This is a genomic window from Bacillus sp. FJAT-27445 (genome assembly GCF_001510665.1).
Lineage (GTDB): Bacteria > Bacillota > Bacilli > Bacillales > Cytobacillaceae > Bacillus_D.
The window spans coordinates 151,793-165,346 of the sequence record NZ_LMTI01000001.1 but is presented as its reverse complement, the minus strand read 5'-3'; the positions used below and the strand labels follow the sequence as shown (position 1 = coordinate 165,346).

Below are 13,554 nucleotides of genomic sequence, written 5' to 3'. Positions count from 1 at the left end.
GGTTCACCTCATTCCAGCACTTTTTTGGCGGTGCACATGTGAAAGATAAAATCATGAAAATCATGCCCGTCGGACACGGATAAGTAGGAAAAACCATAGTTTTTGCACAACTGTTCGAGCGAGGCATTATGGGTTTCCAGCCTTCTTTGGTACATTTTTATTACAGGCTCCCGCATGCTGACATCGACCGATGTTCCTGTTTCGCTGTCAATCAGCCGCAGATCACCCGTAATAGCAGGATCTAATTCTTCCTTCGCCAGTACTTGTATAAACTTCACATCGATTTTCGATGCGGCAAGCTTCCTGAACAGAATGTCAAATTCCTCAAGCTCCTCAAGGCCATCGCTTATCAAAATTGCAGCCTGGGTACTTTTCAATCCTTCTAGCAGCGCAGTCTCCGTAAACGTTCCGGTCATTGCCTTTACGTCTGTTGCCAGGATGCTTTTGTAGACGCTTTTGGCATAGACCGCGCCTTTCCGGGTGATTTTCCCTTCAGCTGAAGCGGATGCCGGAATGAAGGACAGGCGGTCTTCCCCAATCAAGGCAATATAGGCCAATGCCGCGGCAATATCCTTGGCTCTGTGCCATTTCGATTCTATAATCCTCATTGATGGTGAAGCATCAAGAAAAATAGCCGCATGAATTTCCTGTTCATCAAGGAATCTTTTAATATAGTGCTTGCCGGTCCTCCCATATAGATTCCAGTCTATCAAGCGGATATCATCCCCAGGCTGGTAGGCCCGAAAATCGGAAAACTCAAGTGATTGGCCCGGCCTTCCTGAACGGCGCCCCCCTTTATGGGCACCCCTCCTGCGGGACTTGACGGAAAGCCGTTTCCTTTGCAGCCTGGCCAGCAGTCCGCCCTGGCCAGCGCTCATTTGGCTGCGGCCTCCTTTGATACGCTTTCGAGGATATCAAGGATTATTTCATCCGTTGCCAGCCCGCAGGCTTCACCCTCAAAATTCATTAGCAGCCTATGGCGAAGCGCCGGGAGGGCAGCCTTTTTCAAATCTCCGGTTGATACATGATACCTGCCTGAACACAATGCCCTTGCTTTGGCCAGCATCAAAAGGCTTTGGAGTCCCCTCGGGCCAATTCCATACTGGATGTACCTGTTGACCGATTCCGGGGATCCTTCTTGCCCGGGATGGGAGCCAGTTACGATTGAAACAGCAAATTCCAGGATGTCTTCCGAGACAAGAATTTCCTTCGCGAGCTGCTGGAGCCGAATGACTTCATCCGCGGAAACGACTTTTTTAAGTAGTGCAGTTTCCGTCCCTGTCGTCCTGCGGGCAATTTCCTTCAGCTCATCCTTTGAGGGATAGCCCACGAGGATTTTGCAAATGAACCGGTCCATTTGAGCCTCGGGCAGAGGGTAAGTGCCCTCCATATCAATCGGATTCTGGGTAGCAAGGACGAAAAACGGCCTTGCCAATATTTTTGTGTTCCCCATCACGGTAACCGTCTGTTCCGCCATCGCTTCAAGCAAGGCGCTCTGTGTTTTAGGGGTTGCCCGGTTGATTTCATCGGCAAGGACAATATTTGCGAAAATCGGCCCTTCATGAAAAGTGAATTCCTGCCTTCCATTGTCGCCAGGCTGGAGGAGCATCGTCCCGGTTATGTCGGACGGCATCAAATCCGGTGTAAATTGGATCCGGTTGAAGGAAAGGTCCATACAGTCCGCAAACGTCCGGATCAGCATTGTTTTTCCGAGACCCGGAAGCCCTTCAAGAAGGCTATGCCCACCGGATAGTATGCTCCAGAGAACCTGTTCGAGAGCTTCGTCCTGCCCGACAATGAACTTATTAATCTCCTCCCTGGCAGACTGAAGTTTTTCGGCAGCACTGATAAATTGATTTTCCTTATCTTTCATAAATTCCATGGAATCACTCCTTCTCGGGGTCCATATCGGAAAAGTAATTTTTAACGATATGCTCAAGGCTGCCAGGCAGCTTCATTCTGTCAAGGCTGTTGCGGTAGGAGGCGGCATATTCACCATAAACATCTTCATATGCCCTTATCGTTCCTCGCTGGACGGGTCCGTCGCTTTCGAATTGGGATGGGCTTCCTCCACCAAGCTTCCCATAATCCGATTCGACCACTTCGTTTCCGCCAATTTTATCCGGAACGGTAAGGAACTCACGCGCTCCATTCCCCAATCCGGCACCCATGCCAGTACTGCCCCCTTGCCCAAGGCCGCTGCCGGTTCCACTCCCTTGGCCAGTGCCAGTACCTTGCCCAGTGCCATTCCCTTGGCCGATGCCATTTCCGTTGTCTTTTCCAAGGCCAGTGCCAGGCGATGTACCGTTCTGCGGTTTACTTCCGGGCTGTGAACCGGCAGCACCGTTATTTATCGGAGCGGTTTTCCCTTGGTTGTTTCCGGATTGCGTCTGGCCATTTGGTGAATTCTGCTGAGGCCCCATCGCCAACCTACCTGGCGAAAGCCCGTTTGAAGACATTTCGTTTTGCAGTTTTTCCCCTTGTTTTGATATCGCTTCCTGAACGGCGGCCAGCTCTTTCAAATCGCTTTCTGCCTGGAATGTTTCCTCAAGCTTTTTTTGGAGGCTGTCGAGCTTTTCTTCCGAGGCTGAGCCTGCCGTACCGGTAAGTTTTTTCATGGCAGCCGATTGGGCAGGCGATCGTTTTTCTCCATTCTTGGAAAGTAGCCGGATTTCCTCCAATGCCTTATCAACGTCCTTTTCGTCAATGGACGAAGCGAGTTTTTCAAGCCCCGCCTCCTCCAGCTCAGTAACCAGCGATTCAAGTCCGGAGGTTTTTTCTTTTTCCTTCAGCTCTTTCAGGGCAAGCTCTTTTCTTTTTCGATCAATTGCTTTCAGAGCCTCGTCGGGAGTGCGTGCCATAGCAAGCTCCTTTTTCAATTCTTCAAGCTCTTTTTTGGTAAGGGGATTTTTCTCCTTTTTTATTTGCCCGGCAAGTTCTTTCTCTGCTTTCTTAAGAACAGCCAGCTCGGTTTGCCTCTTTTCGGCAAGCTCAATTTTTTTATTCGGAACTTGATCCAATGCCATGGCCGCGGCAGCAAGAAGAATGCCGGCTGCAAACCATTTTGTGATTCGGTATTTCTTTTTCCGGGACAGGACGTGCTCCTGTTCCCTTTTCATGTAGGAAACCGTTTCCTTAATGAGCAGCTTTTGGATTACCCCATCCTCGTGATGAAAGGAATGAGCGGAAAGAACGCGGTCTTCCGGAACATAGCCGTTATATATCTCTGCCGCATCTTTCCAACCCGGCAAACGCCGCATAAAAAATAGAAACACGAGAGAGAGTGCCAGCAAGGAACAAACTGCCGCAGCCTGGTTATAGTACGGAAAAACAACTATCCTCGCAATTAGAAACACAGCCACACAGGCAGCCGCAGCTGATGCAAACCCGTACTGGATCGCAGTAAAAACCCGGGCTAGCCTCAGCTGCCGCCTTACCGGAGACAGAAGCTTGAGGAACTGCTTTTTATCATCCATTTCCGCACACCCTTTTTTTAACGTTTTGTAGCTGTTTTCGGACGAAGCTTACGAATGCTGATTAAGATAGCGGCCGTAAAGAGGATCGTGTACGAAATCAGCTGCGCACCCCATAAAGGAAAACCGATTCCTGTATGCCTGCCGAGATCCTCCAGCGCACTAGGCTCAAATATGCCGAGCAAAATGGCGAAGGGATTCAACATCGCGAGGAAGTAGGGTACAGGATTGGATCCCTGGGCGCCATTCCCAAACTCCATTGACACCAGTAGCAGGAAAGCTGTTCCAGCCGTAAAAAACAGCGCTGTTCCATATGTTGAAATCATTGAAACAATCGTTTTTCGAATCAAGGTAGAATAAAGAACGCCAAAACTGCCGAACACAAAAATGATAAAAATATAGTATCCGAAAACAGTTAAAAGCTGCAGCGGTGAAATGCCTCCAAACAGGAAGACGATACTATAGATTGGCAAGCTCGCAAAAATCATCAGCAACAAGAACGAGACTGAAGATACAAGCTTGCCGGTAATAATGGCCGCCGAACTTTGGGTCGTTGTCAGCAGGATACTGAGCGTCTGCTTCTCCCTTTCCCCGCTGATGACGCCAGCGGTCAAGCCCGGAGTAATAAACAGGATCAGCCCGAGCTGGATAAAGGAAAGGACCATGAACATCATCCTGCTCTCATCAGGCCTGAAATAAAAGCCCCCCATCGTCTGGGAATTGATGAACATAAATCCGGCAATGATGATTGAGACCGCCAGCAAATAAAACATGAGCCCGAGGAAACTCTTAAAGGAGCGGAACCTTAGCTTGTATTCCTTGAGCATGACAGGATTTAAAAATGGCTTCAAGACAGCTCCACTCCTTTCGTAATTTCCATGAACACATCTTCAAGATTGGACTCGGCCTCCGAAAAGCTGATGATCTTTATATCTGCTCCGACCGCCTGCTTTAAAAGAAGAAATTGTTCCTCATCCGTCCCGCTGAAAACAAATTGGATTCTATCACCATCGCTGCTCTTTTCGAGGCGGCTGACAAGATGTTGGTCCTCGAAGAATGTTGCAGCCCTATCCACGTCTCCACACACTTTTGCCGTAATCAGTTTCTCGCCCTGCAGGCGCCTTTGAATTTCAGCTACCGAACCTTGCGCGACGAGCCTACCCTGGTCTATGATCCCGATGGTGTCGCACATCTCGGCAAGCTCGGGCAATATATGTGAAGAAATTAGAATCGTTTTCCCCATATTCTTCAATTCTTTCAGGATTTCCCTCATTTCAACCCTAGCTCGCGGATCGAGCCCGGATGCAGGCTCATCGAGGATTAACACCTCAGGATCATGGATGAGCGACCGGGCAAGGCAAAGCCTCTGTTTCATCCCGCGAGAGAGAACATCCACATACGAATCTGCCTTATGGGACAGATTGACAAGTTCAAGTAGCTGCGGAATAAGCTTTGCCCTTTCTCCTGATGGGATACCATAGCTTGCTCCGTAAAAATCCAGATACTCAACGGCCTTCAGCTGGTCATAGACTCCAAAGAAATCCGGCATATAGCCTATTTGCCTCCTGACCGCTGCGGGTTCTGCGGAAATGCTGCAGCCATTTATAAAAGCTGTACCTGAAGTCGGAGTCAAGAGCGTGGCCAATATTGAGAAGGTGGTTGATTTGCCCGCGCCGTTTTGGCCGACAAAGCCAAACACGGTCCCTTTTTCTATTTTGAGCGTAAGGGAGTCAAGAGCAGTAAACCTGCCATATTTTTTTGTCAATTCGATTATTTCGATCATTTTCCCGCTGCCCCCTTGATTGTAACCGATGGCAAATGCACGCTTGGGTCGCCTTGTCCTGTTTTATCAAGCCGTATCGTTATTTCTCCATCAGCCGATATAAATCTCTCCGGACGGTCCGTAAAACTGGTCACTGAATTTTTAAGTTCCGTAAATTCGCCGCCCAGGGCATCTTTAATGGAATAGGCAGCTTGGCCTGGCTGGAGGGTAATTGTTATTTCCTCATACTTTCCCGTTCCATTGGCAAGCTGCGAGGGAAGGTGAAGAATGTAATCATACATACCTTCTTCAAGGAATGCCGCCTTTCCCCCAGGCTGGTAATCAATGTTACCGCCCTTGACAGGAATCAGTTCGATTGAAAGTGAATCCTCGTTAATTGAGAATGTGCCGCTGAAATCCCCAACAATTTCTGCATCCTGGTAGATGAGCGAGATACTGGTTCTTTTTTCTGATTTATTCACCAGGTCGGCTTTCATAATTTGGTCTTTTGTAATTCCATAAACAATCGGTTTGTTTTGGGCTCTGGTTTGATTGTACAGTAAGCTAATTCCCTCATTTTCAAGTTTGTTTTTCTTCATTTTCTCTATCTCCTGGCCAAAATTGCCGGGACCTGGGTAGCCATTTCCCGCGAAACTTGGACTTGTCATATACTTTTGGCCGAAATCCTGGTCCAGTTTAAGAGTTTCCCCCTTTTTCAGGCCGCCAAGCTTTACCTTTTTTGAACCAGACCAAATATAAATATTTTCGAAATCATAAGGAAAATGGTTTTCAATGGTTCCGGTGATATTCCTTCCTGAATAGTGAAGATCTGTTTTGAAACCGCCAGCCTTTTCAATTGAAGCATTCCCAAATAATGTCCTCGTTGACCAATATTCTACATTCCGGAATGTGACGGAATCCTCTCTCCTCCCCTTCTCGAGAACCGCGAAACGCTGCGGGTCAGGAGCGGGGCCAAAAGAAGATCCGGGGATGCCATTGAACTCGCCGCCCTTGAAAGAATACGTATAATCTCCACCGGTATTGGATAAAAGTGAAACGGCTTCCATGCCGGTCAGCTGGCCGCCAAAAGCTTTATAAACACCCATCTGGCTTACCTGGGGGCTTCCTATCCGGTCTTTCGCGCCAATGCCAAAAATGGCACCAGAGCATACAACCGCGATTGAAGGGACAATCCACCAGGCATGTTCCCTTCTATCAATTCTCTTTAATAGGAAGTAAAGGGCAGGTCCCGCAAACAAAACATAAAATGCCAACATCATGACAATTTGCCCGAGTGAAAAATGCACCGATGGAAAGTACTCATTTACTTCGGCAAAACTCGAAAAATACATATCATATGGATTTGAAAATCCGGTTAAATTTCCAGCTTTTAAAGGGCGTGCCTTCAACAGGATCGAGGAGAACCATTCGCCATAGCCCTTCCATGATGATAAAGGTTCTTCACCGGCCGAGAATGCGGTTTGCCAAATCTCCCCATTCCCCAATATCCTTTTGGCGACAATCGGCGTATCTCCGGATTTAAGGACCACATCTGCGCCTTTTTCAGCTGATCCGAAGTAAACCGGAACTGATTTGAAATCGCTTCCCGGATTGATGGAGCTTTCCAATCCTGTTAGGTCGGCCCTTGATTCGATGACTGTTTCCATTGGAAGTTCGCCGTAAAGCTTACCATATGCCTGCGCCGCATTCGGCGCTCCGCCTGCGATAAGAATTCCCCCATTTTTCACCCATGCTAGCAACGCTGCTTCCTGGGCGGGTTCCAAACTTGCAAGCGGAAAACCATCAACCAAAATGAAGTCAAAATAATCCAGCCCGTAATGTTCCTCGGGAATGGCGGAGCCTTCAAGGACGACAGCTTCAATCTTACTGTCGGCGGGCAGCGGCTTCAGCTCCTTAAGCCGGTCTGGTTCCTCGCTCAGGAGACCTAGCGTTTTCCAGGATTGGTCACTATATTTCAAAGCCAGTGTCTTTGAGCCCTGAAAGGTGACTTCCTTGCCTTTTTTCCAGCTGCCCTCGAAAAGCAAAATGTTCTGGCTCCCCGGGTGTGCATACTTGCCTTCATCGGAAATGCCTGGAAGGGAAACGCTGTACGTTTTTTTGCTCCCTTTCGGCACATCGATATGGATCGCCTTTGAGCCGGATGAACTGTACGAAGGGTAAAAATTGATAAGCAGGTCGCCTTTAAAATCAGCACCGCTGTTCTCAACCGTGACGAGAACAGGGAATCCCCTGCCTTGTTTAACATAACCTTGAAAACCTGTTTTTGTTGAGATCTTAATCCCTTCGCCAGCGGCTGAAACAGGGAAAGGATAAAATGATAATAAAAGGATGAATGCAAAAAATAGCGCGAATTTTCTTCTGTTCAAAGCCAAACTAAATTCCCCCCAATGAATGCTTACTAGATTAGACGTATATTCTTCACTTTTTGCTCCACTTTTAATTAACTAACTTGGTGTAATTTTACACTTTTCGAAAATAAAGAGCAATATGTAAAAAAACAGTACCGCATTTTTGCGATACTGTTCGAAAAACAATTTATTCAGTTCTGTCAACCTGATCGGCAAACAGGCCATACACATATTTTTCGGGATCAAATTCCTGTAGGTCATCCATCTTCTCACCAAGACCGACAAACTTTACCGGGATGTTCAATTCATTGCGGATTGCGAGGACAATGCCTCCCTTTGCGGTCCCATCCAGTTTCGATAGGACGATTCCGCTCACATCCGTTGCTTCCTTGAATGTTTTTGCCTGAATCAAGGCGTTTTGCCCTGTCGTCGCATCAAGGACGAGCAGCACTTCATGGGGCGCGCCGGGAATTTCCCTTTCGATGACCCGTTTCACCTTTTCAAGCTCTTTCATTAAATTCACTTTATTCTGCAGCCGTCCGGCCGTATCACAGAGAAGGATATCCACTTTCCTTGACTTCGCAGCCTGGATGGCATCGAACATGACCGCAGCCGGATCAGAACCCTCCGCCTGCTTGATGACAGTGGCCCCAACACGGTCACCCCATACTTCAAGCTGGTCGATTGCCCCAGCGCGGAATGTATCGCCCGCCGCCATTAGAACCGTCTTTCCTTCTGAAATGAATTTATGGGCAAGCTTTCCAATTGTCGTGGTCTTGCCAACCCCATTGACGCCTACAAAAAGAATGACCGTCAGCTCGGAATCCTGGATATTCAAGCTGGCTGATTGGTTCCCTCCAGCATTGTAAATATCAACAAGCTTCTCGGAAATAACGTTCTGGACCTCTGCAGGATCGCTTATATTCCTGCGCTTTACTTCCAGCTTCAACTGGTCGATCAATTCCATTACTGTATCAAAGCCAACATCCGCCTGTATCAGAATTTCTTCCAGCTCTTCAAAAAAGTCCTCATCTACTTTGCGGTACCTGGCGACGAGGTCATTCACCTTTCCGGAAAAGCTGTTTCGCGTTTTCGAAAGCCCATCCCTGAATTTGTCGGTAACGCTGTCGGTCTGCTTTGTAAATGTTTCTTTTAATTTTTTGAAAAAACTCATTTCAACACGTCCTTGTTTTATGTTTCAACCAGCTCTTTCGTTTCCTCCAGCCTTACTGAAACCAGCTTGGAAACTCCCGATTCCTGCATCGTGACGCCATAAAGGACATCCGCTTCCTCCATCGTCCCTTTCCTGTGGGTGATAACGATAAACTGGGTACCCGCGCTGTACCGCTTCAAATATTGGCTGAAGCGGTACACATTCGCTTCATCCAGCGCCGCTTCTACCTCATCCAGGATACAGAATGGCACTGGGCGGACCTTCAGGATTGAAAACAGCAGGGCGATTGCTGTCAATGCCCTTTCGCCACCTGAAAGAAGGCCGAGGTTTTGCAGTTTTTTTCCTGGCGGCTGGGCGACAATATCTACCCCTGTATTTAAAAGATCGTCAGGGTTTGTTAGCCGCAAATCGGCGCGCCCTCCTCCAAATAGCGCTTTGAAGACAGGCTCGAAATGCATTCGAATGGCAGAAAATGTTTCCTCAAACCTCTTTACCATCTCTTCATCCATTTCGCCGATTACGAGATAAAGGGTGTCTTTTGCTTCCTGAAGGTCATTTTTTTGCTCTAGCAAAAATTCATACCGTTCCGAGACACGCTCATATTCCTCGATGGCTCCAAGGTTTACATTACCTAATTCATCAATACCACGCTTTATCAGCTTAACCTTTCTCCTGGCTTCATCAGGCGGAAGAAAGAGCGGGTGGTTTTCCTTCGCACCTTCGAATGTCAGCAAATATTCTTCACGGAGATGGGCAAGCTTGTTCTCCAGCTCTACATCAAGCCGATTCAGCTTGACCTCCTCATCCCTGAGCGCTTCGGCCATACCCTTATGCTGCCGCCTTAACTCTTTTGCAACAGCCTCGGATTGTTCAAGCTCTGTAGATAGTTGAAGCCTTTCTTCCCTTCTGACCGAAATCAGTTTCAAGGTGCTCTCCTTGTCCCTCTGCTTTTCAGCCGCCGCTGCCATCAGGAGTTCTTCGCCTGACAAGCTGCCATCCATTTCGGAAACGAGGAGGCCAAGGTCTTCTTTCTGAATATTAAGCTTACTCGTAATGCTTTCACGCTCTTCGCTTACTCGATTAACCTGTTCCCTGGCATTCAAATATTGTTCATTTTTCGCGGCAAATTCAACTTTCAAACTGCTGATTTCTTCAGAAATAGCTTCCCTCGATGTTAGGGATTTTGCCTTTTGTTCCGAAAGCCTTGTAATTTCGCCATCGAGCGATTCTATCTTAAGTTTTGTTTTTTCCAGGTCAGATTCAAGTTCTGCCTTTCTAAAAAGCAGCTTTTCCCTGTCATCCTCAATTTGGCCTTTCTCCATATCATAAATGGCAAGGCGCTCACTTATATTCTTTAATTCCAGCTCTGCTTCCCTTAGCGTACCCTTTAACCGCTGTTCGTCCAGGCGTTTTTCTTCACCTGTTTTTCTAAGCTCCTCAAGCCGTTCTTCTGTTTGCTTAACGCCGATTTTAAGGGATTTTACTTCTTCTTCAAGCTGGGCCGTCTTTTCTTCCATGCCGGCAATCTTTCCCTTGATCTCATCAAGTTCCGTTTTCCGGCTCAGCAGGTTTGTTGAATTCTGTTTCGCCGCGCCTCCAGACATGGAACCACCCGCGTTGACAACGTCTCCCTCAAGGGTAACCACCCTCATCCTGTATTGGAGGGAACGGGCAATTTCATTCGCACCCTTTAAATCTTCGGCTATGAGCACATTGCCTAGCAGATTTTCTATGACGTTCCGATATTTCTCCTCGAAGGCCACAAGACTTGATGCCGTTCCGATAAAGGACGGGTGCTGCCTTGCCAATTCCAGCTGTGCCGGAACAGGCATTTTACTTTTCATGACGCTTAAAGGCAGGAAGGTTGCCCGGCCCGCGGAGGTTTTTTTCAGAAATTGAATTGCCTCACGGGCACTCTGTTCCGTATCGACAATTACGTTTTGGAGCGCTCCCCCAAGGGCTGTCTCAATAGCGGACTGGTACTCCTTTGGAACCTGGACTACCTCGGCAACAGCACCTTCAATTCCATTCAGGCGGCTGCCGCGGGCTTTTAAAACTTCTTTTACTCCCTGGAAAAAGCCGTTGTAGCCTTCTTCCATCTCCGCAAGCATATCTTTCCTTGATTTCGCCTGTTGAAGGAACTGGTATGCCTGGTACAGTATTTTTTCCTGTTTTTGATACTGTTCTGAAACTTTCTCAAGATGCCGCTTATTCGTAAAATAATCCTGTACTTGAATTTCGAGCTCTTTGGTTAGCTTTTCGAGTTCGTTTTTAATGGATTCTACTTTTTGTTCGGCATTCGCTCTATCTTCCAAGAACCGCCCATTCTCTTCATCAAGCCTGGCGCTTTTCCTTTCTAGCTGCTCAAGCTGCTGCGCTACCAGCTTTGTTTCATTCCGCGCGCCAGCCTGGGCATTCAACTCTTCAATATATTCACTTTTCAATGACTCTATTTTGTCATCTGTATTCTCACTGAAAAGGAGAAGGTCGCTTTGCTTTGATTTTAGCTTTTCCTGGAGGCTTGAAGCATCTTTACCAAGCGATTTCGCTTGAGCCAATAGCTTTGCCTGTTCCTTTTCAAGGAATTCCTTTTTTACGGAAAGCTCCTCAATACTTGCTTCAATCTGCTTTCTGTTTTGGGCGGCATTTTTTTTCCGCTCCTTCAGTACTTCCTTTCTGCCCTCAAGCTTTTCAAGCTCCTCACTTGCATGGAGAAGGACAGTTTGCAGGTCGCTGATGGATTCATCAACTGCGGCTATCCGGTCCCGGGCATGCTCAATCTCAGCCTCTTTTTTTTGCAGAGAGGCAGATAGTTTACCTTCCTCACCCTTATGTACCTCCAGAAGACTTGAAAGCTCCTCCCATTTGCTGTGAAGTTCCTCAATTTCGTAGACAGTCAATGCAACCTCTATTTTCTCAAGTTCTTCCTTTTTCTCCTGGTAATCACGGGCAATTGATGCCTGGATTTTCAGGGGCTCCACTTGGCTTTCGAGCTCATGGAGAATATCCTGTACCCTATTCAGATTGTCCTGGGTCTCGGCAAGCTTTGTTACTGCCTTCTTCTTTCGCTGTTTATATTTAAGGACGCCCGCAGCTTCCTCAAAAATGCTCCTTCGTTCCTCGGCCTTGCTATTGAGGATTTCCTCTACTTTACCCTGGCTAATTATTGAAAATGCCTCACGCCCAAGCCCTGAATCCATGAAAAGGTCAACAATATCTTTAAGCCTGCAGGCCTGCTTGTTAATAAGGAATTCACTTTCCCCAGACCGAAACACGCGTCGCGTTACGCTGACCTCATTATAATCAATGGCGAGCCGCTGATCTTCATTATCGAGAGTCAGCGTTACCTCGGCAAAGTTCAGGGATTTGCGGGAATCACTTCCCGCAAAAATGATGTCTTCCATCTTCGTGCCCCTTAACGATTTCGCTGATTGTTCGCCCAGTACCCATCTGATTGCATCAATTACGTTGCTTTTTCCACTTCCATTTGGCCCGACTACAGCGGTGACACCTGGAACAAAATCGATGCCTATCCGTTCGGCAAAGGATTTGAAACCTACAACATCGAGCCGTTTTAAATACATTGCCTACTTCCTCCTCTAGCGAGTGCCGGTTTTCTCATTTCTTTTTTTACATTTGTTCCGGCTTAAGCTTTGAAAGAGCCATTTGTGCAGCAAGCTGCTCTGCTTCTTTTTTCGAACGGCCGGTTCCTACGCCAAGTTCCTCCCCGTTTAAGGAGACACGGGACACAAACTCCCTGTTATGGGCAGGCCCCTTTTCGAGGAGGACTTTATACTCGATTGCTCCGGCCCCGTCCCGTTGAACATACTCCTGAAGCTGGCTTTTAAAATCCATTAGATGGGAAAAAGCCCCGGAATTGATTTTTGGGAATACCGTTTTTTCAAGGAATTCAATAACGGGCTCTAAACCATTGTCAAGATAAAGGGCGCCGATGAACGCTTCGAAAACATCAGCCAGCAATGCGGGCCGGGTCCGTCCTCCTGTCATTTCCTCGCCTTTTCCTAGCAAAATCAGCTTGCCGAATGAAAGTTCATTTGCAAAAGACACCAAGGATGGCTCACAGACAATGGCTGCGCGAAGCTTTGTCAGCTCCCCTTCACTCATCATTGGATATTTTTTAAAAAGGAACTTTGACACGGTCAATTCAAGCACGGCATCACCCAGGAATTCAAGCCTTTCATTGTCCTCGAATGGCTTCCTGCGATGTTCATTCACATAGGATGAATGGGTAAAGGCTTGTTTCAGCAATTTTTCATTGGTAAACTGGATGCCAATCCTCGTCTGAAACTCTTTAAATAGATTTTCTTTTGCGCGATTCACCGCAGATTCTCTTTCTTTATTGTTCTTGCGCATAAGTCTCCACCTTGCTCCTAAATTCTTGTCTTGGGCCATCCTAATCCTAAATGGAAAACCTCAATAGTTCTATAATACAGAAGAAAGCTCCGTTTGAAAACGGAGCCCGAGAAACCTGCGATTAATTTTTGCTATTTATGTAATTAACAGCATCTCCTACTGTGCCGATCTTCTCAGCATCATCGTCAGAAATCTCCATATCGAACTCATCTTCCAATTCCATAACAAGTTCAACTACATCAAGGGAATCAGCGCCAAGATCATCTTTAAAGGAAGCTTCAAGTGTAACCTGTGATTCGTCAACACCAAGGCGATCCACGATAATCTTTGTAACGCGTTCTAATACTTCTGCCATGCTTGTCACCTCCCCTCAAGCTATTATAGAGTATTTCCCCGCAGGAA

At 47.3% G+C, this 13,554-nt stretch carries 10 protein-coding genes; all 10 read right to left on the bottom strand.

Annotation, left to right across the window (positions count from 1 at the left end; translation table 11 throughout):
- Window positions 1-8: 8 nt before the first annotated feature.
- Entirely contained in the window at window positions 9-878 is an 870-nt protein-coding gene (locus AR337_RS00830; protein ID WP_059170114.1) for a DUF58 domain-containing protein, read from the bottom strand.
- On the bottom strand, window positions 875-1,882 hold the full coding sequence (locus tag AR337_RS00825) for a MoxR family ATPase (RefSeq protein ID WP_059170113.1): 1,008 nt from the start codon (window positions 1,880-1,882) through the stop codon (window positions 875-877). The genes AR337_RS00830 and AR337_RS00825 overlap by 4 nt, the downstream gene beginning before the upstream one ends.
- A 4-nt stretch (window positions 1,883-1,886) precedes the next feature.
- The gene (locus AR337_RS00820) at window positions 1,887-3,476 is read right to left on the bottom strand and encodes a hypothetical protein (RefSeq protein ID WP_059170112.1); all 1,590 of its coding nucleotides are present in this window, start codon (window positions 3,474-3,476) and stop codon (window positions 1,887-1,889) included.
- Between the two features lie 17 nt (window positions 3,477-3,493).
- Window positions 3,494-4,324, bottom strand: coding sequence for an ABC transporter permease (locus tag AR337_RS00815; protein WP_253701429.1), 831 nt, complete (start codon window positions 4,322-4,324; stop codon window positions 3,494-3,496).
- Window positions 4,321-5,256, bottom strand: coding sequence for an ABC transporter ATP-binding protein (locus tag AR337_RS00810; RefSeq protein WP_059170111.1), 936 nt, complete (start codon window positions 5,254-5,256; stop codon window positions 4,321-4,323). The genes AR337_RS00815 and AR337_RS00810 overlap by 4 nt, the downstream gene beginning before the upstream one ends.
- A complete protein-coding gene (locus AR337_RS00805) occupies window positions 5,253-7,628 on the bottom strand; it encodes a hypothetical protein (RefSeq protein WP_059170110.1) in 2,376 nt (791 codons plus the stop codon). The genes AR337_RS00810 and AR337_RS00805 overlap by 4 nt, the downstream gene beginning before the upstream one ends.
- Window positions 7,629-7,791: 163 nt before the next feature.
- Window positions 7,792-8,778 (bottom strand): signal recognition particle-docking protein FtsY, encoded by a 987-nt coding sequence (gene ftsY / locus AR337_RS00800; protein ID WP_059170109.1) that lies wholly within the window; start codon window positions 8,776-8,778, stop codon window positions 7,792-7,794.
- 17 nt (window positions 8,779-8,795) lie between these two features.
- A complete protein-coding gene (smc, locus tag AR337_RS00795) occupies window positions 8,796-12,362 on the bottom strand; it encodes a chromosome segregation protein SMC (protein ID WP_059170108.1) in 3,567 nt (1,188 codons plus the stop codon).
- A 46-nt stretch (window positions 12,363-12,408) separates the two neighbouring features.
- On the bottom strand, window positions 12,409-13,152 hold the full coding sequence (gene rnc, locus AR337_RS00790) for a ribonuclease III (RefSeq protein ID WP_059170107.1): 744 nt from the start codon (window positions 13,150-13,152) through the stop codon (window positions 12,409-12,411).
- Window positions 13,153-13,273: 121 nt separating this feature from the next.
- Window positions 13,274-13,507, bottom strand: coding sequence for an acyl carrier protein (locus AR337_RS00785; RefSeq protein ID WP_043933362.1), 234 nt, complete (start codon window positions 13,505-13,507; stop codon window positions 13,274-13,276).
- Window positions 13,508-13,554 lie beyond the last annotated feature (47 nt).

What these genes read in the sequence shown, in the direction of transcription:
- AR337_RS00785 (WP_043933362.1), bottom strand. Translation starts at nt 13,507, where the DNA reads ATGGCAGAAGTATTAGAACGCGTTACAAAGATTATCGTGGATCGCCTT.
- smc (WP_059170108.1), bottom strand. Translation starts at nt 12,362, where the DNA reads ATGTATTTAAAACGGCTCGATGTTGTAGGTTTCAAATCCTTTGCCGAA.
- AR337_RS00830 (WP_059170114.1), bottom strand. Translation starts at nt 878, where the DNA reads ATGAGCGCTGGCCAGGGCGGACTGCTGGCCAGGCTGCAAAGGAAACGG.
- rnc (WP_059170107.1), bottom strand. Translation starts at nt 13,152, where the DNA reads ATGCGCAAGAACAATAAAGAAAGAGAATCTGCGGTGAATCGCGCAAAA.
- AR337_RS00810 (WP_059170111.1), bottom strand. Translation starts at nt 5,256, where the DNA reads ATGATCGAAATAATCGAATTGACAAAAAAATATGGCAGGTTTACTGCT.
- ftsY (WP_059170109.1), bottom strand. Translation starts at nt 8,778, where the DNA reads ATGAGTTTTTTCAAAAAATTAAAAGAAACATTTACAAAGCAGACCGAC.
- AR337_RS00825 (WP_059170113.1), bottom strand. Translation starts at nt 1,882, where the DNA reads ATGGAATTTATGAAAGATAAGGAAAATCAATTTATCAGTGCTGCCGAA.
- AR337_RS00820 (WP_059170112.1), bottom strand. Translation starts at nt 3,476, where the DNA reads ATGGATGATAAAAAGCAGTTCCTCAAGCTTCTGTCTCCGGTAAGGCGG.